The 24355-nt window shown below is 45.3% G+C and carries 24 protein-coding genes; 12 read left to right on the top strand and 12 right to left on the bottom strand.

All coding sequences use genetic code 11. The features are described 5' to 3' along the window. Positions 1-471: 471 nt before the first annotated feature. The 3 genes from R7M92_RS09545 to R7M92_RS09535 all read right to left on the bottom strand — a co-directional run bounded on the left by R7M92_RS09545 (position 472) and on the right by R7M92_RS09535 (position 3020). Positions 472-1518: an MJ1255/VC2487 family glycosyltransferase gene (locus R7M92_RS09545; RefSeq protein WP_005379691.1), complete on the bottom strand. Its 1047-nt coding sequence runs from the start codon at positions 1516-1518 to the stop codon at positions 472-474. 3 nt (positions 1519-1521) lie between these two features. Then, entirely contained in the window at positions 1522-2070 is a 549-nt protein-coding gene (locus tag R7M92_RS09540) for a phosphatase PAP2 family protein (protein ID WP_033906038.1), read from the bottom strand. A 152-nt stretch (positions 2071-2222) separates the two neighbouring features. Then, positions 2223-3020, bottom strand: a complete 798-nt coding sequence (locus tag R7M92_RS09535; RefSeq protein ID WP_025768373.1) for an SH3 domain-containing protein — start codon at positions 3018-3020, stop codon at positions 2223-2225. 519 nt (positions 3021-3539) lie between these two features. Here R7M92_RS09535 and leuA point away from each other — a divergent pair. The 5 genes from leuA to R7M92_RS09510 all read left to right on the top strand — a co-directional run bounded on the left by leuA (position 3540) and on the right by R7M92_RS09510 (position 9504). Beyond that, on the top strand, positions 3540-5087 hold the full coding sequence (gene leuA / locus R7M92_RS09530; protein WP_005379685.1) for a 2-isopropylmalate synthase: 1548 nt from the start codon (positions 3540-3542) through the stop codon (positions 5085-5087). Between the two features lie 82 nt (positions 5088-5169). Further along, the gene (leuB, locus tag R7M92_RS09525; RefSeq protein WP_318133235.1) at positions 5170-6261 is read left to right on the top strand and encodes a 3-isopropylmalate dehydrogenase; all 1092 of its coding nucleotides are present in this window, start codon (positions 5170-5172) and stop codon (positions 6259-6261) included. Positions 6262-6371: 110 nt separating this feature from the next. Continuing rightward, positions 6372-7772: a 3-isopropylmalate dehydratase large subunit gene (leuC, locus tag R7M92_RS09520; protein ID WP_005383069.1), complete on the top strand. Its 1401-nt coding sequence runs from the start codon at positions 6372-6374 to the stop codon at positions 7770-7772. Positions 7773-7783: 11 nt separating this feature from the next. Next, on the top strand, positions 7784-8386 hold the full coding sequence (leuD, locus tag R7M92_RS09515) for a 3-isopropylmalate dehydratase small subunit (RefSeq protein WP_005379679.1): 603 nt from the start codon (positions 7784-7786) through the stop codon (positions 8384-8386). 335 nt (positions 8387-8721) lie between these two features. Beyond that, positions 8722-9504 carry a DUF547 domain-containing protein gene (locus R7M92_RS09510; protein ID WP_042522426.1) on the top strand — a complete coding sequence of 261 codons (783 nt, stop codon included), beginning with the start codon at positions 8722-8724 and terminating at the stop codon, positions 9502-9504. A gap of 138 nt (positions 9505-9642) precedes the next feature. Here R7M92_RS09510 and djlA read toward each other — a convergent pair whose 3' ends face one another. Continuing rightward, on the bottom strand, positions 9643-10497 hold the full coding sequence (gene djlA, locus R7M92_RS09505) for a co-chaperone DjlA (RefSeq protein ID WP_005383076.1): 855 nt from the start codon (positions 10495-10497) through the stop codon (positions 9643-9645). A 266-nt stretch (positions 10498-10763) separates the two neighbouring features. On the opposite strand from djlA, the gene lptD reads away from it, so the two are divergent. The 6 genes from lptD to apaH all read left to right on the top strand — a co-directional run bounded on the left by lptD (position 10764) and on the right by apaH (position 17524). Then, on the top strand, positions 10764-13109 hold the full coding sequence (gene lptD / locus R7M92_RS09500) for an LPS assembly protein LptD (RefSeq protein WP_005379673.1): 2346 nt from the start codon (positions 10764-10766) through the stop codon (positions 13107-13109). Between the two features lie 59 nt (positions 13110-13168). Beyond that, entirely contained in the window at positions 13169-14452 is a 1284-nt protein-coding gene (gene surA, locus R7M92_RS09495) for a peptidylprolyl isomerase SurA (protein WP_005379672.1), read from the top strand. Then, positions 14442-15440, top strand: a complete 999-nt coding sequence (gene pdxA / locus R7M92_RS09490; RefSeq protein ID WP_318133233.1) for a 4-hydroxythreonine-4-phosphate dehydrogenase PdxA — start codon at positions 14442-14444, stop codon at positions 15438-15440. Before surA ends, pdxA begins: the two co-directional genes overlap by 11 nt. After that, positions 15437-16246, top strand: a complete 810-nt coding sequence (gene rsmA, locus R7M92_RS09485) for a 16S rRNA (adenine(1518)-N(6)/adenine(1519)-N(6))-dimethyltransferase RsmA (RefSeq protein WP_005379669.1) — start codon at positions 15437-15439, stop codon at positions 16244-16246. The genes pdxA and rsmA overlap by 4 nt, the downstream gene beginning before the upstream one ends. A gap of 75 nt (positions 16247-16321) precedes the next feature. Beyond that, entirely contained in the window at positions 16322-16702 is a 381-nt protein-coding gene (gene apaG, locus R7M92_RS09480) for a Co2+/Mg2+ efflux protein ApaG (RefSeq protein WP_005379668.1), read from the top strand. A 15-nt stretch (positions 16703-16717) separates the two neighbouring features. Further along, positions 16718-17524: a bis(5'-nucleosyl)-tetraphosphatase (symmetrical) ApaH gene (gene apaH / locus R7M92_RS09475; protein WP_042522430.1), complete on the top strand. Its 807-nt coding sequence runs from the start codon at positions 16718-16720 to the stop codon at positions 17522-17524. A 269-nt stretch (positions 17525-17793) separates the two neighbouring features. Here the strand turns inward: apaH and folA are convergent, their stop codons facing one another. The 6 genes from folA to rplU all read right to left on the bottom strand — a co-directional run bounded on the left by folA (position 17794) and on the right by rplU (position 21729). Continuing rightward, complete coding sequence (folA, locus tag R7M92_RS09470) at positions 17794-18273, bottom strand: type 3 dihydrofolate reductase (protein ID WP_005379666.1); 480 nt, start codon at positions 18271-18273, stop codon at positions 17794-17796. 9 nt (positions 18274-18282) lie between these two features. Beyond that, positions 18283-18756: a threonine/serine exporter family protein gene (locus R7M92_RS09465; RefSeq protein WP_005379665.1), complete on the bottom strand. Its 474-nt coding sequence runs from the start codon at positions 18754-18756 to the stop codon at positions 18283-18285. Next, a complete protein-coding gene (locus R7M92_RS09460) occupies positions 18756-19556 on the bottom strand; it encodes a threonine/serine exporter family protein (protein WP_005379664.1) in 801 nt (266 codons plus the stop codon). Before R7M92_RS09460 ends, R7M92_RS09465 begins: the two co-directional genes overlap by 1 nt. Before the next feature lie 195 nt (positions 19557-19751). Beyond that, entirely contained in the window at positions 19752-20927 is a 1176-nt protein-coding gene (gene cgtA / locus R7M92_RS09455) for an Obg family GTPase CgtA (RefSeq protein WP_005383091.1), read from the bottom strand. A 212-nt stretch (positions 20928-21139) separates the two neighbouring features. Beyond that, entirely contained in the window at positions 21140-21397 is a 258-nt protein-coding gene (rpmA, locus tag R7M92_RS09450) for a 50S ribosomal protein L27 (RefSeq protein WP_005383095.1), read from the bottom strand. 20 nt (positions 21398-21417) lie between these two features. Then, positions 21418-21729, bottom strand: a complete 312-nt coding sequence (rplU, locus tag R7M92_RS09445; protein ID WP_005383096.1) for a 50S ribosomal protein L21 — start codon at positions 21727-21729, stop codon at positions 21418-21420. 256 nt (positions 21730-21985) lie between these two features. Between rplU and ispB the strand changes: the two genes are divergently transcribed. Continuing rightward, positions 21986-22957, top strand: coding sequence for an octaprenyl diphosphate synthase (gene ispB / locus R7M92_RS09440; RefSeq protein WP_005383097.1), 972 nt, complete (start codon positions 21986-21988; stop codon positions 22955-22957). 93 nt (positions 22958-23050) lie between these two features. On the opposite strand, the gene R7M92_RS09435 is transcribed toward ispB, so the two are convergent. Further along, on the bottom strand, positions 23051-23242 hold the full coding sequence (locus R7M92_RS09435) for a hypothetical protein (protein ID WP_005379661.1): 192 nt from the start codon (positions 23240-23242) through the stop codon (positions 23051-23053). A 113-nt stretch (positions 23243-23355) separates the two neighbouring features. Then, on the bottom strand, positions 23356-24291 hold the full coding sequence (gene mdh / locus R7M92_RS09430) for a malate dehydrogenase (protein ID WP_005379660.1): 936 nt from the start codon (positions 24289-24291) through the stop codon (positions 23356-23358). Between the last annotated feature and the right edge of the window lie 64 nt (positions 24292-24355).

Genomic DNA, 24355 nt, shown 5'->3' with positions numbered 1-24355 from the left:
GGATTCGAATCATTTTACGAATAGATAACCTAACTTTTTATTATATTTATCGTCCGGATACTTCCGGCTCGAACTGTACTATCAACTAATCGATTGCGGTTTCGCAACTAGATTGATATTTAATCAGTAAATTTTAGCCAATTAGGTATTTATTTATTAAATAACAAAGACTTGATAAAAACATAAAAAACTATAAAACACGTAAAAATGCATTCTTTGAGGACGTATTTAGCAAATTGATAGGACAGGCGGTCAACACAAGCATGCATTTAGCTCAGTTATTAGTTGTAATAAGAACAACAGATGACAGCTATATCTCTGATTGAATTTTGCACTTATCAGTCAAATTATCAGCAAATACACACTGAATAGAAATGAGAGAGGAAGAATAAAAATGCAGCCTTCCAAACAGAAAGGCTGCAACAAAATCGTGTCAAAAATGGAAGGAACAATGTACTTAGAACAACGTACTTAAATGTTCGACACGTAACTTGGAAAATCAACCTGCTCCCACAGCTGTCTGGATAACTCTGCTTTTGAATCCCATGCACCTTGCAGTACCCAATGAACAATAGCCTGAGCAACATCTGGGTATTTCACACTTTCGGCTTGTTGCTCCTTTAGCCACTGGCGTACTGCGGAAATGTCTAAGCTCTCCATCGACATCGCAAGCCCTAAATCTTCTAAGGTCGCAACATTGCTCTGCTGCTCGAATTGACCCGCGAGTGGCTTTAGTAACAATTTTTTCCCCAAAGACAAGGCTTCTGAAGGAAGCTCAAACCCACCATTAGCAATGACACCACTACAGCGATGCAAATGATGCTGGAAGTTGCTGTGGCATAAAGGGCGCAGTTCTATGTTTTCTACCTGCTCACATTCGATCACATCCGGGTGATAACAGATAAACGCTTGTTGATTAAAGTGGAACAATAAGTCCGAGATATCTTCAATCGATTCGAACGGTAGATACACCAACACGAAGTCGTCGTTTTCTGCTTGGCTATCGACGGTATGCACTATCGGTGGTAACAAAGGTTGATCAAAATGATGCCAATGCAAACCAAGGTGATGTTGAGAAGGCGCAAAGTATTCAATGACGGATTTATCTAACCAACTTGCTCCCTTTAGTGGCACTGGATAACGGAAAGCATTTTGGTGGCTGATACCAATAGAAGGCTTATTTTGTTGTCTCGCTGCCCACGCAGTCACAGGTTCGAAATCATTAATGATAAGATCGTAGGACGACAGATCGAGTTGCTTAACTTCTTTGAAAAACTGCACCAAATTGTTATTCAATGCTGTTTTCGCGTAGTTTACAGAGCCTTTTTCGGTAATAAAGGTGAAGCCTCGGCGAGTCTGGTAATCGCCAAATGCTTCCATTGAAAAGTATTTTTCCGGCGCTCGCCCAGAAAACAAAAAGTCGACCTCAACATCGTGCTCTTTAAACGCATGACTCATCGCCCTTGCGCGTGCAATATGTCCGTTTCCTGTCCCTTGAACACCGTACAAGATTTTCATCAATTAGCCTCCTAACATCGCAATCGCTAATCCACCACAAAGACTGCCAAGCAGTGCACCAATGATGACATCGGTAAAAAAGTGCACACCCAATAAGATTCGCGCGGTTCCAATTAAACTTGCCCAAAAGAATGCAGCAACGCCTAGGCTCGGATAGAAATGGTCAATCAGCGTCGCCATGACAAACGCAGCGGCAGTGTGTCCTGAAGGAAGACTGTAGCGATCAGAGGGGGTAATAAAAGCAGGAAGGAGTGCATTAAGCTCTTCAGGGCGACGACGCTTAAAACTATTTTTCAGCGTCCAATAAATTGGTAGCTCGATAGCAAAAGCAAGTAAACCCGCCAGTAAAAACCAGACTCCTTGCTCCTTATCTAAATACCAAGCTAATAACCCCAACACCAAGTAAAGATGCCCGTCACCACTGTGGGAAACTCCTTTACTGATATTGGCGACTTGTTGATTAAAACGGTGCTTAAGACAAACACTAGAGAGCGCTAAATCAAACTTAGCAATGGTTGCAATTGGCTGTGTAATTGTCTCTATGGTTCTCATGTGACCTTTCCTTACTTTGACAACGCCTTTTTGTGAAAAGTAGGAGGTTTAGGTGACAACAGCATGACGGGAGTTTGGACAATTAATGACAAAGGCCAAATTAAGGTGTGCCCAACGATTTATCTATTGGGCATAACCATAAAAATAGAACATTAAGAAGGGTTTGATGGTTGCGGTTGAGGGGTGTCTATATACCAGACTTTTCTCTTCTTGCGGCAGGCGCGCAAAGAGCCTGTCGTCATGTCACCATCTTTTGTTAGCTCATAGCTCAGTGAGCGGCAAGTATAGTTTCCCGACAGTTCATGCTCTATACTCGTTTTCTCCGTTTTACTCGAGTTAGGCTCTAGTAGAGGGTTAGGCTGAGTAGATAAAATGTCACGATTTATCACATTGCTGCGCGCATAATCCTTATGGACATAACCTTTTATCACTCCTTTCTGTTCAACGAGAAACCAAGGTTGATCAACCACTTTTGCTAGCACATTAAAGACTTCCCCTTTCGATAATACGCCAAGCTTTGCCCCTTCAAGACTCGGTTTGGAGCGTAGGTTTAATGTGGTCTTAGAGCGGTAAGAGACATCCATAAACTCTACTGGGTTTGAGGTATCGACACCTTCAGTGGTTGGTCGGAAAACTTCCGCTTGCTGTTTCTCACTAGGCTGGACACGGATCTTCCACCAAGAATACGTTTCCGGATCTTTACCTTTAAACTTATTTCGGCTGTCAGACTCAAGGGCAACAAGCATCTGATTCAAGAACGATTCGCGTCCTTCATAACTCAAAAATCGATCCATTTGATCATTGATGACCATGACGCTCTGTGAGTGATCATTCATAACAACGGGGGAAGCCACTTCCACATAGGTCTGCGATTGAAACAGCTGACAACCCGACAAGCTGACCAGAGTAAGTACTATGGCTGAACGTCCAAATTGTTTTGTTAACCTCATTCTTTCCCTAACCCTTATATTTCTTTTACCTAGTGCAACTGCACTACTATAAATGGTCATTCAAAACTTTTGCCAAACAATTCGGACCTTTGTGTGACAAGTCGCAATCCCGATGCTTGTTTCGGTAATGAAACGTCGCAAACTTGATGAGAACTTACTTCTTCTAGCACGTTTCTATCGCATCATGTTGTTTCACTTAGTGCATCATTTTTTTCAAGCAAACGAAAAGACTCATCCGATATGAATAAAAAATCGACTTTAGGGTTGACGCGCTTCATGGAGTGCGGTACTAATTTGTTAACTTAATTATGTGGAAAGCTTAACAACTATGTCAGCTCATTTTTCTATCCTGCTTAGCCTCCTCCTGATCGTGACCAGTTCGCGCGGGTAGGCTGTGGAAGAAAAATAACCACACCAATTTCTAAGAACCCGCATGAGAATGCGGGTTTTTTTATATCTAAATACTGGAAGTAAACGATTCACTTGCGCGAAAGTGCAGAAATCAGGAAGGAAGCAAACATGAACGATCAGGTCATTATATTCGACACCACATTGCGTGATGGCGAGCAAGCGTTGTCAGCAAGCTTGACGGTTAAAGAAAAACTGCAGATTGCCTATGCGCTGGAAAGACTCGGCGTTGATGTTATCGAAGCTGGCTTCCCAATCTCTTCACCAGGTGATTTCGAGTCTGTACAAACCATCGCAAAAAACATAAAAAACAGTCGAGTTTGTGCCCTTTCGCGTGCCGTTGCGAAAGACATTGATGCTGCCGCTGAAGCCTTAAAAGTGGCTGACCAATTCCGTATCCACACGTTTTTAGCCACATCCACCATTCACGTAGAAGACAAACTACGCCGCAGCTACGACGATGTACTAGAAATGGCAGTCAACGCCGTTAAACATGCGCGTAACTACACTGATGATGTCGAGTTTTCTTGTGAAGATGCAGGTCGTACTCCAATCGACAACCTATGTCGCATGGTAGAAGCCGCCATCAATGCAGGTGCGAGTACAATCAACATTCCAGATACCGTTGGCTACACGGTACCAAGTGAGTTTGGTGGGATTATTGAAACCCTATTTAACCGCGTTCCGAACATTGATAAAGCGATCATCTCCGTTCACTGTCACGACGATTTGGGGATGTCAGTTGCCAACTCTATTGCCGCCGTTCAAGCTGGAGCACGTCAGATAGAAGGCACGATCAATGGCATTGGAGAGCGAGCGGGTAACTGTTCACTTGAAGAGATCGCAATGATCATCAAGACGCGTCAAGAGTTTTTGGGCGTTCACACTGGCATTAAGCATGATGAAATTCACCGCACCAGTAAGTTGGTTAGCCAGCTATGCAATATGCCGATTCAAAGCAACAAAGCAATTGTGGGTGCAAATGCGTTTAGCCACTCTTCAGGCATCCACCAAGATGGCATGTTGAAGAATAAGAATACCTACGAAATCATGACCCCTGAGTCTATTGGCCTAAAAAACCAAGCTCTGAACCTAACCAGCCGCAGCGGTCGCGCTGCCGTGAAGAGCCATATGGACACCATGGGTTACAACGAAGACGAGTACAACCTAGACGCGCTGTATGCGGATTTCTTGAAACTTGCTGACCGCAAAGGCCAAGTGTTCGATTACGACCTAGAAGCCCTAATGCACTTCTCGAACTTGCGTGAAGAAGATGACTTCTACAAATTGAGCTACCTAAGCGTGCAGTCTGGCAGCGTAATGGCCACCACCAGCATCAAAATGCAATGCGGTGATGAAGAAATGTGTGAAGCAGCGGTCGGTAATGGCCCAGTTGATGCGCTATACCAATGTATCTACCGCGTGACAGGCTACGACATCGTTCTGGATAAATTCGACCTAACCGCGAAAGGCGAAGGTGAAGATGGTTTGGGTCAAGCAGACATCATTGCCAACTACAAAGGTCGCAAATACCACGGTACGGGTGTTTCCACCGACATCGTTGAGGCTTCCGGCCAAGCATTATTGCACGTTATTAACAGCATTCATCGTGCAGATAAAATCGAAGAAATGAAGCAGAAAAAGATTGCGACTGTGTAATAACAACCGGGCTACACGGCTCAGGAAAGAACACGCTCGTTGAAATAATTAAGCTCAAAATTAGAAAACTTAAAGGATTAACATGACAGACAAATCGTACAAAATTGCCGTCCTACCCGGTGACGGCATTGGCCCGGAAGTAATGGCGCAGGCACATAAAGTATTGGATGCAATCGAAAAGAAACATGGTATTGCGTTTGAGCGTGACGAGCATGATGTCGGTGGTATCGCGATCGACAATCACGGTTGCCCACTTCCAGAGAGCACAATAAAAGCATGTGAAGAGTCTGATGCAGTCCTATTCGGCTCGGTTGGCGGCCCTAAGTGGGAGCACTTACCACCAAACGACCAACCTGAACGCGGTGCCCTACTTCCACTACGCAAACACTTCCAACTGTTCTGTAACTTACGTCCAGCGCAAATTCACTCAGGTCTTGAACCTTTCTCACCGCTACGTGCAGACATCTCGGGTCGCGGCTTTGATATCGTGGTAGTCCGTGAACTGACGGGTGGTATCTACTTCGGCCAACCGAAAGGTCGTGAAGGTGAAGGCGCAACAGAAAAAGCATTTGATACTGAGGTGTACCACCGCTTTGAGATCGAACGTATTGCAAAAATCGCTTTTGAGTCTGCTCGTCTACGTCGCAAAAAAGTGTGCTCTATCGACAAAGCGAACGTTCTACAAAGCTCTATCTTATGGCGTGAAGTAGTCGAAGAAATCGGAAAAGACTACCCAGATGTCGAGTTGTCACACATGTACATTGATAACGCGACTATGCAGCTTATCAAAGACCCTGCTCAATTCGACGTAATGCTGTGTTCAAACATCTTCGGCGACATCATTTCTGATGAATGCGCGATGATCACAGGCTCTATGGGTATGTTGCCATCAGCAAGTCTAAACGAAAGCAAATTCGGTCTGTACGAGCCAGCAGGCGGCAGTGCACCAGATATCGCAGGCAAGAACATCGCTAACCCTGTGGCACAAATCCTATCTGCTGCACTGATGCTGCGTTATAGCCTAGGTGAAGAAACGGCGGCACAAGACATCGAAACGGCAGTTTCAAAAGCACTATCAGCGGGTGAGCTAACGGGTGACCTTGCTGGTGACAACCCTGCACTTTCGACGTCTGAGATGGGCGATAAGATCGCTGAGTACATCTTAAACTTGTAATACAGAACAGATTCATAATAAATACTAAATCCTCTATCCACCAATGACTTACCTCTAAGTCATTGGTGCTAAAACAAAGCAACAAGGATAACGAGGAAAGGAAGCAAACAATGGGCAAAACACTATACGAAAAAGTCTACGACGCACACGTTGCCGTCGCAGCAGAAGGGGAAAACCCAATCTTGTACATCGACCGTCACTTGGTACATGAAGTGACGTCTCCGCAAGCATTTGACGGCTTGCGTGAAAAAGGTCGTAAGGTGCGTCAGGTCAGCAAAACTTTTGCCACCATGGACCACAACGTTTCAACAACCACCAAAGACATCAACGCATCCGGTGAGATGGCTCGTATCCAGATGGAAACGCTATCGAAAAACTGTGAAGAGTTTGGTGTTACTCTTTACGACATTAACCATAAATATCAAGGTATTGTGCACGTTATGGGCCCAGAGCTTGGTATTACCCTACCGGGCATGACCATTGTTTGTGGTGACTCGCACACTGCTACACACGGTGCGTTCGGCTCGCTAGCTTTTGGTATTGGAACATCTGAAGTTGAGCACGTATTAGCAACTCAAACGCTAAAACAAGCGCGCGCTAAAACGATGAAGATCGAAGTGAAAGGCAAAGTGGCTCCGGGCATTACTGCGAAAGACATTGTGCTAGCCATCATCGGTGAAACGACAGCAGCAGGCGGTACAGGCTACGTAGTTGAATTCTGTGGTGAAGCGATCACTGACCTTTCAATGGAAGGCCGCATGACCGTATGTAATATGGCAATTGAGCTAGGTGCGAAAGCCGGTTTGATTGCACCAGATGAAACCACGTTCGAATACATCAAAGGCCGTAAATTCTCACCCCAAGGTGCCGACTTTGATGCAGCAGTAGAATACTGGAAAACATTAAAAACGGACGATGATGCTCAGTTTGATGCAGTCGTGACACTAAACGCAGCGGATATCAGACCACAAGTCACTTGGGGTACTAACCCAGGCCAAGTGATCGCAGTAGATCAACCGATCCCAGCACCAGAAAGCTTTGCCGACCCAGTAGAAAAAGCATCGGCAGAAAAAGCATTGGCTTACATGGGCCTAGAGGCAGGCAAGTCATTGTCTGATTACAACGTTGATAAAGTCTTCGTTGGTTCTTGTACTAACTCACGTATCGAAGACATGCGCGCAGCCGCTGAAGTAGCGAAAGGTCGCAAAGTCGCGCCTCACGTTCAAGCGCTGATCGTTCCTGGCTCTGAGCAAGTAAAAGCGCAAGCAGAAGCGGAAGGCTTGGACGTTATCTTTAAAGAAGCGGGCTTTGAGTGGCGCCTACCAGGTTGCTCGATGTGTCTAGCAATGAACAATGACCGTTTGGGTCCACATGAACGTTGTGCGTCTACTTCAAACCGTAACTTTGAAGGCCGCCAAGGTCGTGATGGCCGTACCCACCTAGTGAGCCCTGCGATGGCAGCGGCGGCAGCAATTGCTGGTCACTTTGTAGATATTCGTGAACTAGACTAAGGAGCAAACCAATGTCAGGCTTTAAACAACACACAGGCTTAGTTGTTCCTCTAGATGCAGCGAACGTTGATACTGATGCCATCATTCCAAAGCAGTTCCTACAAAAGGTCTCTCGCCTAGGCTTCGGTAAGCACCTATTCCATGACTGGCGCTTCCTAGACGATGCTGGCGAACAGCCAAATCCAGAGTTCGTGATGAACGCACCTCGCTACCAAGGCGCATCTATCTTGCTGGCTCGTGAGAACTTCGGCTGTGGCTCATCTCGTGAGCACGCACCGTGGGCACTAGCGGATTACGGCATCAAAGCGATGATCGCTCCAAGCTTTGCCGATATTTTTTACGGCAACTCGATCAACAACCAAATGGTACCAGTTCGCTTGACTGAGCAAGAAGTGGATGAAATCTTCCAGTTTGTTGAGGCGAATGAAGGTGCAGAAGTCGAGGTCGACCTAGAAGCGAATGTGGTTCGCGCCAACGGCAAAGAGTACAGCTTTGAAATCGATTCGTTCCGTCGTCATTGCTTGCTAAACGGTTTGGACAACATTGGCCTAACCCTTCAGCATGAAGATAAGATTGCCGAGTACGAGGCAAATATCCCGAGCTTCTTGCGTTAAGACGCGTTAGTACATACACAAATCAAGGGCTGGCAATTGTCGGCCCTTTTAATTATTTAGACAACTGATTTTATATCGCTTTGCTTACGGAATACCGAACGCCTCTGTTGAAATTCGTCATCCTGAACAGCGACGAAGGAGTGTGATTCAGGATCGACTGCCAGAGCGCACTGTGCAGATTAATACTGCCTTTACTCAAGAGTTTGTGGGTATTAGATTCCTGATATCGCTTATGCTCCTCGGAATGACGGCGAATAAAGGCCACTGATTACTGAAAGAAAACAAGCACTAAACTGGTCTACACTATCAACAATATCTCATTCAAAGGTATCTCTATGAAGCGTCTGTTATTGCTGTTGTGTGCTCTGGTTTCTTTCTCGACATTTTCCGCTCCAAAATCCGACTTATGGCCATATTGGAAACAATCGAATCAAGCCAACCAAACCCAAATTTCTCATCAAGAATGGCAACAACTACTCGATACTTATTTAGTTGAACAAGGCGAGAATACCTTGTTTCGTTACAGCCAAGTCTCCTCTGTCGATAAAACCAAGCTGAAACAATACATCCAGCGTTTGGCAAAACTAGACCCTCTACAATACAGCCAAGCAGAGCAGTATGCCTATTGGGTAAACCTTTACAACGCCATCACGGTAGATCTTATTTTGGATAACTATCCAGTCGAATCAATCACCAAGCTAGGTGGCTTATTTAGCTTTGGTCCTTGGGGAGACGATGTGGTCGTAGTCAACGGGAAGGATCTAACTTTAAACGATATTGAACATCGCATTTTACGTCCAATTTGGAATGACCCGAGAACACATTACGCGGTTAACTGTGCCAGCTTGGGATGCCCTAATCTGCAGTCTCAAGCATTCACTGCTGACAACACGCAAGTTCTACTGGATAGTGCCGCCAAAACATTTATTAACAGCAGCAAAGGCGTATCTATCCAAGGTAACACGGCACAGCTGTCTTCTATTTATGATTGGTTTGCAACGGACTTTGGTGGAGAAAAACAAGTCTTCAACCACATCGCAAAGTACGCACCGCAATACAAAAATTTCTCTGGTAAAGTGAAATACGAATACGATTGGGACTTGAATCAAGCCAACTAAACTGGAGAGATTTGAGGTCAATTAGCGTTAGGATCATGATAGGCCAAAAGCTAAAGACACCGGCAACTCAAAAACTAAGACATAAAAAAGGGCACTGAGTGCCCTTTTTAAATCCAATACTTGATAGAAAACGTCCGACTACTTGAAGCCTTTGACTTTCTTAATCAGATCGTAAGCGTTTTGAATCTCTTGAGATTTCTCTTTCGCGACGTTCATCATCTCTGGTGGTAAACCTTTAGCCATCAATTTGTCCGGGTGATGCTCGTTCATCAGTTTACGATAAGCACGCTTAACGGTTTTACTGTCGGCATCTGAAGACACATCCAGAATTTTGTACGCGTCGGCCAACTGATCCGCTTGTGAAGCTTGTTGCCAGCTACCACCAGAAGATTGGCCTTGATGCTGACCATGAAAACCACCCTGGCTTTGGAAACGGAATGCGGCTTCTTGCATTTGCAAGCGACGCTCTAGCTGCTCAGAAGAGAAACCCAAACCACGTGCTATTTTGTGTAACACATTTCGTTCACTAGGATGAATCGAGCCATCTGCAAAGGCCGCCGAGATTTGCAGCTCTAAGAAAAATTGCAACAAGTCAAAGCGACCAGCTGTCGAAATTTTCACACGAACAAGAACATCTTCTAACGGAAAGTCGCTGTCTTTACCTTCACGAAACGCGTCTTGCGCTGCGCGACGCTGTTCGCCATGCAAATTCATGCGGTCCATCATGGCAGAAGCCAGTTGGATTTCCTCTTTGGTGACTTGGCCTTTCGCTTTTGCCACATGTCCCATTACCGCAAACGCCGCTTTAAAAAACTCTTCTTGGCGCTGAGCTTGACTTGGCCCTTTTCCAAAGCCGCCAGTAGAGAACCCGGCTTGACTCAAGCGACGTGCTTTATCGAATTGATGGCCAATAAATAAGCCAAAGAGTAAACCTAGCGGCCCGCCAAGTAACAAGCCAAAAAAGGCACCCAGAATTTTGCCAAAAATATGCATTATGTGTTCTCTATCAATGAATTTTTATCGACGACGGCGGTCTTATAGTGCCGGATGCAACGATTTCCTTTATGATAATGGAATTAGTTTTATTTCGGCTAGGCCATTTCGCCTGCTTATCTTTGCAGCTATTTTGTCGTCATTATGCCACAGTGAATCAATACGCTGGGATAAATGCGACTATAGTTGATTCATTTGGCTATTACGCTAGGGTACAACAAGCCCTATAGCCATCGAGTAGTAGTGACACAGGAAAGTTCAATTCAATGCAACATTTCTCCCGCACATTTTTAGCGGCCTCTATCAGCACCGCCTTGTTTGTACCCACCACTCAAGCTGAAGCGAATATCCATGATAGTGTGCAGGAAATGCCCGCCACAGATCAATGTTTGGTCGATACAAGTGGCGAGGAGGACGCTCTTAATACCCCAGTAGTGGTAGAAGCTGACACCCTGCAAGCCATCAATGGTGACAAAGCTCAGTACTCAGGTAATGTACAAGTCACCCAAGGCCAGAAGAAAATTACCGCAGATAGCGTAACGCTGCACCAACAAGACAACGTCGTGGTTGCCGAAGGCAACGTGACTTTCAATGACGGCCAAGTCAAAGCTCGATCTGATCGTGTTACTAACGACATTAATCAAGATACGTTTTCACTTGAGAACACCGATTATCAGTTCCTTTGCCAACAAGGCCGAGGCACTGCAGCCTATATCGCTCGCACAGGTCAGTCGGTTTATGAACTCGAAGACGGCTCTATCACATCGTGCCCTCAAGGCGATAATTCATGGCGATTGGTTGCGTCAGGCATCGATGTTGACCAAGATGAAGAGACAGCGACGCTGCACCACCCTCGATTTGAAGTGTTAGATGTGCCTGTTTTCTATGTGCCGTATCTAACCATGCCAATTGGAGATACGCGTAAAACGGGTTTCCTCTTCCCTTCTTTATCGTACGGTTCTAGTGATGGTATGGAAGTCGAGGTGCCATTCTATTGGAACATCGCGCCTCAATATGACATGACACTCACCACGCTCTATATGCAGCAACGTGGTACAAAACTCGATACTGATTTCCGCTACCTAACAGATGGTTGGGGAAATGGAGAAATCAAAGGCGAATACCTCAATAGTGATCGCAAATATCAGGACGAGTCTCGTTGGGGCTACCAAGTTAAACACGACGGTATCATCAATAAACAGTGGATAGTCAAAGTCGATTACTCAAAAGTGAGTGATATTGATTACTTCCTCGATCTCGACTCCGACATTGGTAACCGTGAAGATGGTCAACTGGTCCAAGAAGGACAAGTACAATATCGTTCTGACTTCTGGGATGCCTCGTTAACCGTTCGTGACTTCCAAATCTTATTGAAAGAAGAGAACCGCCCTTATCGCCTGCTTCCTCAGTTAGACTTGAACTACTACACGCCGTTGTGGGGAGATTACCTTAACTTTGACGTGAAGAGCCAAGTCAGCCGCTTCGATACCAGCGATGCTGCGCGACCAAATGCGACCCGTGTTCACATTGAACCAGGGCTTACATTACCACTCTCAAACTCATGGGCAACGTGGACAACAGAAGCGCGTGTGCTCTCTACGTATTACTCTCAAGACTTAACGGGTTTGACAGATGTAAACTTGCAAAACCAGTTGGATGATGAAGTTTCTCGTGTTATTCCTGAGTTCCGTACGCATGCGCAACTTTACTTAGAGCGAGATACAAGCTGGATCAAGGGCTACACACAAACACTGGAGCCTCAGCTGCAGTACTTGTACGTACCTGAAGAAGATCAAACCAACATCTACAACTACGATACCACCTTGCTACAAACCGACTACTACGGGCTATTCCGCAGTCGTAAGTACAGTGGCATTGATAAAATCGCCTCGGCGAACCAGTTAAGCTACGGTGCGAGTACTCGCTTCTTTGATGATGACTATAAAGAGCGTCTTAACGTTTCATTTGGTCAGATTTACTACTTCGATAAAAAGACCAAACTGAGCAACAGCCCAAATCTTCCGGATGAGACAACCAATTACTCATCATGGGCAATTGAAGCTGATTTCAACTACAACGATTACTTGTTCTATCACGGTGGAATTCAATACGATATTGATTTGAGCTCCATGCAGTTGGCAAACAGTACCTTGGAATACCAATTCAACGGCGGCTTTATTCAGGGTAACTATCGCTACGTTACGCGTGAATACATCGAAGATACGATCATTCTCGAAAACCTAGACACAATTACTCGTAAAGGTATTTCTCAAGCAGGTATTGTAGCGGCCTACGAGTTCAACCCGAACTGGTCTGCGAGTGGTCAATACTACTACGACCTCAATGAAAATGCGGACCTAGAATGGTTAGCGAGCCTACGTTACCAATCTGACTGTTGGTACATTGGCGTCACTTACTCAAACCAATTGCTTGGTTGGGAAGACCAAGCTATCGGCAGCACCGGGGCATCACCTGAATACGAAAATAACTTCAGCGTTAACTTCGGTATTCAAGGCTTTGCGACCAACCAGCGTGAAGACACTGCTGTCAAAGAACTGGATGGTTCTGACAACGCGATTAAGTACGGCCGCCCATTCTATCTGAACAATTAATCAAAATAGGCGTCTTAAATGAATAAGACGCCTATTCAAAAATACTGACGGAATTTTAAATGAAAATTTGGAAATCAATCTTATTCACGACCCTACTCTCTTGCGGAGCGGTTGCAGCACCAGTAGAGATCGATAAGGTTGCGGTCATCGTGAACGACGGTGTAGTTCTACAAAGCGACATCGAAACAGCGATGAAAACGCTGCAAGCCAACGCACGTCAAAGTGGAAAGAGCTTACCTTCCACCAGCGTGTTAAAAGAACAAGTCGTTGAAAAACTTATCATTGATACGTTGCAAGGCCAAGAAGCAGACCGTATTGGTGTGCGTATTGACGACAACCGTTTAAACCAAGCGATTGCAGAGATCGCACGTAATAATGAGCAATCGGTAGAACAACTCGCCGCTTCTGTAGAAAGTGAAGGTTTAAGTTACCCAGAATTCCGCGAACAAATTCGTAAGGAAATCGCCGCATCAGAAGCTCGCAATGCACTGGTTCGTCGCCGTATTAATATCCTTCCAGCAGAGGTCGATAGCCTTGCTGAGCAACTATCACAAGAAACCAATGCGACTGTTCAATACAAAATTGGACACATTCAACTGCGCTTCTCTGACGATAAAGAAAAGTCAGCTGTAGAAGCAGAAGCTAAAGCGCTCGCGAAAAAGCTAAACGAAGGTGCAGACTTTACGGAGATGGCCTACACCTACTCAAAAGGTCCTAAAGCTTTACAAGGTGGTGACTGGGGCTGGATGCGTAAAGAAGAGATGCCAACCATCTTTGCTGATCAGATCAAGATGCAAAACAAAGGCAGCATTATTGGTCCATTCCGTAGTGGCGTTGGTTTCCACATCCTAAAAATAGAGGATGTAAAAGGCCTAGAAACGGTTGCGGTAACGGAAGTAAATGCGCGTCATATTTTGATTAAACCAACCGTGATTCTGAGCGACGAAGGGGCGAAGAAGCAACTGAATGAATTTGTACGCCGCATCAAAGCCGGTGAAGCAACGTTCGCTCAATTGGCAACACAATACAGTCAAGATCCTGGCTCGGCAGCACAAGACGGTGAACTAGGTTATCAAACACCAGATCTTTACGTGCCAGAATTCAAGCACCAAGTAGAAACTCTGCCAGTTGGCTCAATCAGCGAACCGTTCAAAACCGTTCACGGCTGGCATATCGTTGAAGTGTTGGATCGTCGCCAAGTTGACCGCACTGACTCAGCGATGAAGAACAAAGCTTACCGTATTCTATTTAATCGTAAATTTAATGAAGAAGCGGGCGCATGGATGCAAGAGCTACGCGCAAGTGCGTTTGTTGAAATCGTGGATGACAACAATGACAACTAATACAATTCGTAGAATTGTCGTAACCGCAGGGGAACCTGCGGGTATCGGCCCAGACTTAGTGCTTGCCCTATCGAAAGAAGATTGGGCGCACCAAATTGTCGTCTGTGCCGATAAGAATATGCTGACGGAGCGAGCCAAGCAGCTTGGCATCGAAGTCCAACTGTCTGATTACAATCCAGAAGAAGCACCTAAAGCACAAAAAGCGGGCACGCTTATCGTTGACCATATCCAAATATCGGAACCTGCGGTCGCAGGCGAGCTCAATGAAGCGAATGGCCACTATGTACTAAAAACGCTAGAAAGAGCGGCTTTAGGCTGTATGAATGATGAATTTGATGCTATTGTCACCGGCCCTGTTCATAAGGGGGTGATTAATCGCGCAGGTGTTGCATTCAGTGGTCATACTGAATTTTTCGCCGAGAAGTCACAAACGCCGCTAGTCGTAATGATGCTAGCAACGGAAGGACTACGCGTGGCGCTGGTTACAACACATATTCCTTTAGCTTATGTGTCCAAAGCCGTCACCGAAGAGCGATTAGAAAAAATCATCGATATTCTTCATAAAGACCTTGTAGAAAAGTTTGCTATCGCACAACCAAACATCTACGTTTGCGGGCTTAACCCTCATGCTGGCGAAGATGGCAGCTTAGGTCGTGAAGAGATCGAAACCATCACTCCGACACTGGAAAAAATTCGACAAGAAAAAGGTATCAACCTGATCGGCCCTCTGCCGGCTGATACCATTTTCAATGAAAAATATTTAAATGATGCTGATGCTGTTTTAGGCATGTACCATGATCAAGTGTTGCCAGTATTAAAATACAAAGGCTTTGGTCGTTCAGTAAACATTACTCTTGGTCTACCTTTTATTAGAACATCGGTGGACCACGGTACTGCATTAGATCTGGCAGGGACAGGTCAAGCGGATACAGGGAGTTTCCGAACAGCGCTCACGCATGCGATAGATTTGGTAGAGAAGAAACAATGAGAAATGATGTCCATTTAGGACACAAAGCGCGTAAACGTTTTGGTCAAAACTTCCTGAACGATCCATACATTATTGATGGAATCGTATCAGCGATTAACCCAAAACCAGGTCAAAACCTGGTTGAAATCGGTCCTGGTCTTGGTGCAATCACTGAGCCAGTAGGTCGTGAAGTAGATAAGTTCACAGTTATCGAATTAGACCGCGATCTGGCGGAACGCCTACGTACTCACCCTGAACTGGCAGATAAGTTGACCATCCATGAGGGTGACGCTATGCGTTTTGACTTCACTCAACTAGTGAAGCCAAACAACAAGCTGCGCATTTTTGGTAACTTGCCGTACAACATCTCTACACCATTGATGTTCCACCTTTTCGAGTTCCATAAAGACATTCAAGACATGCACTTTATGTTGCAAAAAGAAGTGGTAAACCGCTTAGCCGCCGGCCCTGGCAGCAAAGCTTACGGCCGTTTAACGGTAATGGCTCAGTACTACTGTAAAGTGGTACCGGTACTGGAAGTACCGCCAACGGCATTCGTTCCACCACCGAAAGTGGATTCTGCCGTTGTTCGTTTAGTGCCTTACGAAGAGCTGCCATGCCCGGCGAAAGATCTGCGTTTGCTCGATCGCGTTTGTCGTGAAGGCTTTAACCAACGTCGTAAAACAGTTCGTAACTGCTACAAATCGTTGTTAAGCACAGAAGTACTAGAAGAGCTAGGTGTTAATCCAAGCATGCGTCCAGAGAACCTGACGCTAGAACAATTCGTCGCAATGGCGAACTGGCTTGCGGATAACCCGCAGCACTAAGAACTCAAACAATGAGCCAAACCCTTGTAGGTTTGGCTTATTATTATTGGGATATTACGTTTCTGAGGAGTGCACATGGACGTCATTCAACCTTGCATCAAAATTCAAGTTCACACCAAATACATCGAAGAACAGTCCAACCCAGAGCTACAACGCTACGTTTTCGCTTATATCATCACCATCAAAAACCTTAGCCAGCAAACCGTACAGTTAGTGAGCCGCCGCTGGCTAATCACAGACTCGAATGGCAAGCAAATGACGGTTGAAGGTGACGGAGTGGTAGGCCAGCAGCCCTTTATTCCAAGCAATGATGAATACACGTACAGTAGCGGAACCGCGTTAGAAACCCCTGTCGGCGTTATGCAAGGACACTACAAAATGCTGGATGAGAAAGGGCAAGAGTTCATCACCGAAATCGAACCATTTCGCTTGGCTGTTCCAAATGTTTTAAATTAGTAAATTGGAGATTCAGTGGCTACCTATATTGTTGGTGACATCCAAGGCTGTTTTGATGAATTGCAGCGACTACTAGAAAAAGTATCTTTCTCTGCGAAAAAAGACCAACTTTGGCTTGCTGGTGATTTGGTCGCCAGAGGGCCTAAATCACTAGAAACGTTACGCTTTGTGAAGTCACTTGGCGCAAGCGCAATCGTGGTGCTTGGTAATCACGACCTTCACCTTCTAGCAGTGGCTCACGGGATAAAAAAGGTCAAAGACAAAGATAGAACCGCACCTATTTTCACGGCCCCTGACAAAGAGGAACTACTGACATGGCTAGCTCAGCAACCTCTAATGGCCGAGCATGACGAGTTCGTGATGTGTCACGCTGGCATATCACCGCAGTGGAATCTAAAAACAGCGAGAAAGTGTGCCCGTGAAGTTGAGCGCATCATCCAAAGTGAAGAGCTGCCTTGGCTATTAAAAAACATGTACAGCAATCAACCGGATTCCTGGGATGACTCTCTACAGGGTTTGGACCGATACCGCTATATTATCAATGCTTTTACGCGGATGCGCTTTTGTTTCCCTGATGGTCGTTTGGATATGGATTGTAAATTACCACCGCAACAAGTTTCTGGTAACGAACTTATTCCATGGTTTGATGTGCCTAAACGTATCCACTTAAACAAAGCGGTGCTCTTTGGGCACTGGGCTGCACTGCAAGGTTATATGAACAACGAAGTCATCGGGCTAGATACTGGCTGTGTTTGGGGCGGAAGCCTAACCATGATCCGATGGGAAGATAAGAAAATTTTTACTCAGGATGCGTTAAGTTAAACACTGAATAACAGTCGATAATCCATAGTAGGAGGAATACCTGTCACTTAACACCTCCTGTAGGGTCATTCCAACGAGCCTTAACGAGACTAGAAATCTAATATCCTCGCGCTGCGAATAGATAGAAATACCTTTGACAACAAAGTACTCGTATAGAGGCTCCTGAATCTCGCTCTTTCGTCGCTTTTAAGGATGACGGTAGGTTGGGATGGCCGCTCGCTGTTATACGAGCGGCATTACCGTATTAACTACGCGGTGTTAATCTCGAATTACTTTTCTAACACAGTAAAGCGCATGTTGTAGGCGTTCTTCTCATCGGCTTGATACATTTCTGAGTAAGTTTCCTTAAACTCGTCTCCCCAATCTGGGAACTGAGTATCACCATCAATCGCGGCTTCAATGTGTGTTACATACAGTTTATTGGCCATAGGCAGACAAGTGGTGTAAATCGCACCACCACCAATGATCATCACTTCTTCCACATCACCTGCGACTTCCAGAGCCTGCTCAATCGATGTTACGGTAGTGACACCTTCGATCTTTAGTGTCTCATCACGGCTAATAACAATATTCAAGCGACCTGGTAAAGGGCGACCAATAGACTCATAGGTTTTGCGTCCCATCACAACCGGTTTTCCCATGGTACAACGCTTAAACCAAGCGAAATCGGCGGGAAGATGCCAAGGCATTTGATTGTCTTTGCCAATGATGCGATTGTCGGCCATCGCGGCAATCATACTAATGATCATGTTAGGTCCTTATACAATTGGTCTGCGGCGATAGAATAACAGCCCTGGAACCGCAAGACCAACAGCTAAACCTGCAATAATAAACATGGCCTTAAGAAAGTTTTCCATACAGGTTGCGACAAGCTCGGGTGAGTAGCCAACATGATTGATTTCTACCATAGCGATCATTGCTTTGTACGCAAACACACCCGGCACCATCGGGATCAAAGCAGCCACAGTAAACACTTTTGGATGCGCGAGAAAACGGTGAGACCAGTACACACCAATCATCCCAACTAACGTCGCAGCAAAAAAGGTTGCCCACTCAATAGGAATGCCAAACTGCATCATCAAGTAGCGGCTACCATGACCAATCGCGCCACCAACAGCGCAATACACTAAAGCTCTTTGTGGCACGTTAAAAACCAATGCAAATCCTACGGCGGGAATCGCCGCAAAAAACATGTCATTCAACAGGCCAAACATCAAATCAAATAAACTCATTAGATTGCCCACCCCCAAATTCCAGTTACACTCATCGCAGCAACGATCCCCAAACATGTCGCCAACGTTAGTAAACTAGCCATCACAAATCGAGCAATCCCCATATTAATGTGGCCTTTCAACATATCTGCGACAGAGTTAATGAGTGGGAAACCAGGTACAAGCATTAATACCGACGATGCCATTGCTACGGTAGGTAGATTACCGATTTGGTAAATTTCCGCCTGTGCTGAAATTAAGGTAGTCACAAAAGCGGTCGCAGCAAAGTTCAATAGAGGGTTGAAATGACGATGACCAATTTCTTGGCGAACGATCATGCCACCAGCTGAAGCTAAAAAGGTCATGATGAAGACTCCCCAATCACCACCAGCTAGATGACTGAATGCCGCACAAGACAAGCCAATCATAAACACCACCAACCAGCGGTTATAACGCTCTGGACTGATAGCGTTCAGCTTTTTCTGCGCCATGGTTGAATCGAGCAAACCACGTTCCATCATGATACAGATTCGTTGAATTTGCGTAATAACGCGCATATTGATGCCACGATCAGCGCAGCTTCGGGTGGTGGTGATGCAATGCCCATCCATTACCGTCGTCACAACCAATGCATTAGCTGATAGTGCTACCGCAACTTCATTCACCCCACAAGCTAGGCCAATACGACGCATAATATCGCTCACAAGAGTACTTTCAGCACCATGAGCAAGTAGCATTTGTCCGGCTTGGGCGACAAGACGAGAAATCGATCGTTGAGTAGATACCGCCAACTCTCTAGGCGGTATGGTTTCTAGAGTCATAAATAAGTCTAATTCCTTTTAGGGTGTTACTCATTCATACGCGCGAGGGCCAAACTAACCCTCAAAAAACACGACGTATCGGTTATTGTGCCGTAAATCACATCACCTAAATATGATTTAGATACAAAAAAAGCCGCAATAAATAATTGCGGCTTAATGAATTATAGGCAAACAGGCATTGTTTGACCGTTCTGATTAGTCACGAACGTAGACAACGTGACCGTCATCTTCTTCATCGTCCCAGTCATCCCAATCGTCGTCGTCATCTTCAGTGATAACGTCTTTACCCGCCATCGCATCTTTATGGTAATCATCCCACATGAAGTTAACTTTATCTTCTTCAGCCACTTCTTCCTCTTCGCGAGGTAGGTTATCCATAAAGTCAGCCAGTTTGTAACAAAGCTCTTTAGTACCGTTACGATTGATCGCCGAGATCTTAAAGTACTCGTCTTCCCAACCTAGTGCGTCTAAGATTTCTTGGATCTTCTCATTCGCTTCTTCTTCAGGCATTAGATCAACTTTGTTGAACACTAACCAGCGCGGCTTACTTGCCAGTTTTTCGCTGTATTGTTCTAGTTCATCAATGATCGTCAATGCATTTTGCACCGGATCGGACTGATCAATTGGCATAATATCGATCATGTGCAGCAACACTCGACAACGCTCTAAGTGCTTCAAGAATCGAATACCAAGGCCAGCGCCATCTGCTGCACCCTCGATCAAACCAGGGATGTCTGCAACAACAAAACTTTTCTCTGGTACGACACTTACGACACCCAAGCTTGGGATCAAAGTCGTGAATGGGTAATCAGCGACTTTCGGTTTTGCTGCTGATACTGCGCGGATAAAGGTTGATTTACCAGCATTAGGTAGACCAAGCATACCCACATCAGCAAGAAGCAATAGCTCAAGGCGAATTTCGCGTACTTCACCCTTTGTACCCAATGTTCTCTGACGAGGCGCGCGGTTTACTGAAGATTTGAAACGCGTGTTACCTAGACCGTGCCAACCGCCTTTTGCGATCATCACTTTCTTACCGTGTTCAGCAACTTCCGCCACGATTTCATTTGTGTGGATATCCACAGCGCGCGTACCCACAGGTACACGAAGAACGATGTCTTTACCACGCTTACCTGTACAGTTACCACCGCGACCGTTTTCACCACGCTCAGCTTCGTAGAAGCGCTGGAAACGGTAATCAATCAGGGTATTTAGGTTTTCATCGGCTTGGATATAAACATCACCACCGTCACCGCCATCACCGCCATCAGGGCCACCTTTAGTGATGAATTTTTCACGCCAGAAACTGACAACGCCACTACCGCCATCACCAGCCTGAACTTTTACTACCGCTTCATCTACGAACTTCATCTTTTACTCCGACTACTTCGTGCGTGGATTAAATCTTACTATGTCATCCGACAATTTTAGCAGATGACAGATCTAAGCTCCCAGATTCAAATCGCTTAGGATCTTAGCGAGAAACTTCGATATGTCGACTGCCACAAATAAAAAACCCCGCCGATTCGGCAGGGCTTTTGAATTCAGCTTAAAGCTATTAAGTAATTTGGTTAAAAACCTAATTACTCAGCTTCGATGCTTACAAACTTACGGTTCTTAGGACCTTTCACTTCGAACTTCACTTTACCTTCAGTAAGAGCGAATAGAGTGTGGTCTTTACCGATACCTACGTTGTTACCAGCGTGGAACTTAGTACCACGTTGACGAACGATGATGTTACCTGCAAGTACAGATTCACCACCGAAACGCTTAACACCTAGACGTTTGCTTTCTGAATCGCGGCCGTTACGAGTAGAACCACCAGCTTTTTTGTGTGCCATTGTTAAACTCTCCTAATAGATTAAGCGTTGATACCAGTGATCTTCACTTCAGTGAACCACTGACGGTGACCCTGTTGCTTACGAGAGTGCTTACGACGACGGAACTTAACGATTTTAACTTTATCGCCACGACCGTGTTGTACAACTTCAGCAACAATTTTGCCGCCCTCTACAAGAGGAGCACCAACTTTGATGTCTTCGCCGTTAGCAACAAGAAGAACTTTATCAAATTCTACAGTTGCACCAGTTTCAACGTCTAATTTCTCTAAACGAAGAGTTTGACCTTCGCTTACACGGTGTTGTTTACCACCAGATTGGAAAACAGCGTACATATTTTACTCCGCTTTTTCCGCACAGCCTTTCTTGAGGGTGTGCGCTAAACTAATCATCAATAGGGCGCAGATTCTACAGAATAGATGCTCCTATGACAAGCCATATTTTGAAAAAATTGGCGAAAAGCTAATCGCCAAAGAAAAGTGCGGCAATCATGCCCTTTAGTAATGTATTAATCAACGTTTTTTAGTGTATTATTCGACAATTATATAAATCGAATAAGCCTTGCAGGGTCTAACTTCAGCCGGATATACGATGGATTTTAAAACTATCCAAGCGCTTACTGCCGATGACATGGCAAAAGTGAATGAAACAATTCAAGCCCAACTTAATTCTGATGTCTCTTTAATCAACCAGCTCGGTTTTTATATCGTGAGTGGTGGAGGCAAACGTCTAAGACCGCTTTTAGCGATACTGTCAGCCCGTGCACTTGGTTACCAAGGCAATGGTCATACAATGGCAGCTGCGTTTATTGAGTTCATCCATACAGCGACTTTGCTGCATGATGACGTGGTAGATGAATCAGACATGCGCCGTGGTAAAGCCACTGCGAATGCAGCATTTGGCAATGCGGCTAGCGTATTAGTTGGGGACTTTATCTATACACGCTCATTTCAGATGATGACGGAACTAGGATCCATGAAGATCCTTAAACTAATGAGCAATGCCGTAAACGTGATCGCCGAAGGTGAAGTACAGCAGTTGATGAACTGTAACGACCCTGACACGACAGAAGAAAGCTACATGCAAGTCATCTACTCTAAGACTGCGCGCTTATTTGAATCCGCAACTCAAATCGGTGCAATCTTAAATGATGCTCCTGAGCATGTGGAAATCGCAATGCAAAATTACGGTAAGTATCTAGGCACTGCGTTTCAGCTCATTGATGACGTCATGGATTACACTTCTGATGGCGAAGACATGGGTAAAAATGTGGGTGATGACTTGGCCGAAGGCAAGCCAACTTTACCTCTACTCCATGCTATGCGTAATACCACACCAGAAAACGCCATCATGATTCGTGAAGCGATTGAGAAAGCGAATGGCATGGATCGCTTAGAAGAAATTCTTGCGGTCATGAAAGAAGCAGGCTCTCTGGAATACACAACGCAAAAAGCTCTAGAAGAAGCAGACAAAGCAATCGCAGAACTATCAGTGTTGCCAGAGTCTGAATACAAACAAGCGCTTGTTACTCTGGCTCATGTCGCAGTACAACGCACGAAGTAATCAATAGCTACCCATAACGCAAGACTTATAGCAAAAAGGAAGAGCATACTCTTCCTTTTTTACGTTTGATACCTAATGACGACGCCCGAGGCGCTAGTAATATCTGTCACTACCGCCATGCAGTTGTGGATCATCTTCTATTTCATCAAAGCTAACGGCGAGTTGCTGTTCAGTCCCTTGTTTGGACAACAATACCGTCTCTGCTTCATGGTCGACCACTAATATCGTACCGACGCCTTGTTGGCACTCAACAACCATGCCTTTACGGATTCGACTCGCTTCCATCATCTTCTCCTTCACTACGTGGTTTTATTCGACCATTTTTACGAAGTTGAGAAATCAAGGATCAAAAAAGCCGATCAAAATGATCGGCTTTCTTCTTATATAGGCTTTCTAGATTACTTTGCGAATTCAACACCAATGTTGATGTCGCCATTTAGTGTTTCTAGCATACCGTCTAATGCAGACTTTTCGTAATCGCTGAGTTTGCCGTAGCTTAGTACTTCTTCAACGCCTTCTTTACCCAGTTTCACAGGTTGCGCAAAGTAAGTCGCGTGTTCGCCGTCGCCTTCAACGTAAGCGCACTCAACTACGCCTTCTTCACCTTGAAGAGCACGAACCAGAGACAGACCAAAGCGACATGCAGCTTGGCCCATTGATAGTGTTGCACTACCACCACCCGCTTTCGCTTCTACAACTTCAGTACCTGCATTTTGAATACGTTTCGTTAATGCTTCTACTTCTTCAGCTGTAAACTCAACACCTTCCACTTGAGACAGTAGAGGTAAGATCGTTACGCCAGAGTGACCACCAATTACTGGCACGCGAACGTCACCTGGATCTTTGTCTTTTAGCTCAGCAACAAACGTTTCTGAACGGATAACATCCAACGTTGTTACACCAAATAGACGACGCTTATCATAAACACCCGCTTTTTTAAGAACTTCAGCAGCAATTGGCACTGTTGTATTTACAGGGTTTGTGATGATACCAACACAAGCTTTCGGACAAACAACCGCAATCTTCTCCGCTAGCGATTTAACGATACCAGCGTTTACATTAAATAGATCCGCACGATCCATACCTGGCTTACGCGCAACACCAGCAGAAATTAGCACAACATCCGCGCCTTCTAGTGCTGGAGTAGGATCTTCACCAGCGTAACCTTTGATAGAAACTGGCGTAGGGATGTGGCTAAGATCAGCGGCCACACCAGGAGTTACTGGAGCAATATCATATAGGGCTAGATCAGAACCAGCAGGAAGACGGTTCTTAAGTAGAAGGGCCAGGGCTTGACCGATGCCACCAGCGGCACCAATAACGGCTACTTTCATGTAGTTCTCCTTGAGAGTATTTCTCTTATAAACGTATTCGTAGGGTAGTTTGTAACCAACTTAA

This window comes from Vibrio sp. Vb2880, assembly GCF_033337975.1.
Classification (GTDB): Bacteria; Pseudomonadota; Gammaproteobacteria; order Enterobacterales; family Vibrionaceae; genus Vibrio; species Vibrio alginolyticus.
Note: the sequence above shows the minus strand (reverse complement) of the source record. Positions and strands in the feature narration are given on the sequence as shown.

Bases quoted from the DNA above. Each gene is read 5' to 3' on its own strand.
- R7M92_RS09545 (WP_005379691.1), bottom strand. From the start codon at position 1,518: ATGAAAATCTTGTACGGTGTTCAAGGGACAGGAAACGGACATATTGCA.
- R7M92_RS09540 (WP_033906038.1), bottom strand. From the start codon at position 2,070: ATGAGAACCATAGAGACAATTACACAGCCAATTGCAACCATTGCTAAG.
- R7M92_RS09535 (WP_025768373.1), bottom strand. From the start codon at position 3,020: ATGAGGTTAACAAAACAATTTGGACGTTCAGCCATAGTACTTACTCTG.
- leuA (WP_005379685.1), top strand. From the start codon at position 3,540: ATGAACGATCAGGTCATTATATTCGACACCACATTGCGTGATGGCGAG.
- leuB (WP_318133235.1), top strand. From the start codon at position 5,170: ATGACAGACAAATCGTACAAAATTGCCGTCCTACCCGGTGACGGCATT.
- leuC (WP_005383069.1), top strand. From the start codon at position 6,372: ATGGGCAAAACACTATACGAAAAAGTCTACGACGCACACGTTGCCGTC.
- leuD (WP_005379679.1), top strand. From the start codon at position 7,784: ATGTCAGGCTTTAAACAACACACAGGCTTAGTTGTTCCTCTAGATGCA.
- R7M92_RS09510 (WP_042522426.1), top strand. From the start codon at position 8,722: ATGAAGCGTCTGTTATTGCTGTTGTGTGCTCTGGTTTCTTTCTCGACA.
- djlA (WP_005383076.1), bottom strand. From the start codon at position 10,497: ATGCATATTTTTGGCAAAATTCTGGGTGCCTTTTTTGGCTTGTTACTT.
- lptD (WP_005379673.1), top strand. From the start codon at position 10,764: ATGCAACATTTCTCCCGCACATTTTTAGCGGCCTCTATCAGCACCGCC.
- surA (WP_005379672.1), top strand. From the start codon at position 13,169: ATGAAAATTTGGAAATCAATCTTATTCACGACCCTACTCTCTTGCGGA.
- pdxA (WP_318133233.1), top strand. From the start codon at position 14,442: ATGACAACTAATACAATTCGTAGAATTGTCGTAACCGCAGGGGAACCT.
- rsmA (WP_005379669.1), top strand. From the start codon at position 15,437: ATGAGAAATGATGTCCATTTAGGACACAAAGCGCGTAAACGTTTTGGT.
- apaG (WP_005379668.1), top strand. From the start codon at position 16,322: ATGGACGTCATTCAACCTTGCATCAAAATTCAAGTTCACACCAAATAC.
- folA (WP_005379666.1), bottom strand. From the start codon at position 18,273: ATGATCATTAGTATGATTGCCGCGATGGCCGACAATCGCATCATTGGC.
- R7M92_RS09465 (WP_005379665.1), bottom strand. From the start codon at position 18,756: ATGAGTTTATTTGATTTGATGTTTGGCCTGTTGAATGACATGTTTTTT.
- R7M92_RS09460 (WP_005379664.1), bottom strand. From the start codon at position 19,556: ATGACTCTAGAAACCATACCGCCTAGAGAGTTGGCGGTATCTACTCAA.
- cgtA (WP_005383091.1), bottom strand. From the start codon at position 20,927: ATGAAGTTCGTAGATGAAGCGGTAGTAAAAGTTCAGGCTGGTGATGGC.
- rpmA (WP_005383095.1), bottom strand. From the start codon at position 21,397: ATGGCACACAAAAAAGCTGGTGGTTCTACTCGTAACGGCCGCGATTCA.
- rplU (WP_005383096.1), bottom strand. From the start codon at position 21,729: ATGTACGCTGTTTTCCAATCTGGTGGTAAACAACACCGTGTAAGCGAA.
- ispB (WP_005383097.1), top strand. From the start codon at position 21,986: ATGGATTTTAAAACTATCCAAGCGCTTACTGCCGATGACATGGCAAAA.
- R7M92_RS09435 (WP_005379661.1), bottom strand. From the start codon at position 23,242: ATGGAAGCGAGTCGAATCCGTAAAGGCATGGTTGTTGAGTGCCAACAA.
- mdh (WP_005379660.1), bottom strand. From the start codon at position 24,291: ATGAAAGTAGCCGTTATTGGTGCCGCTGGTGGCATCGGTCAAGCCCTG.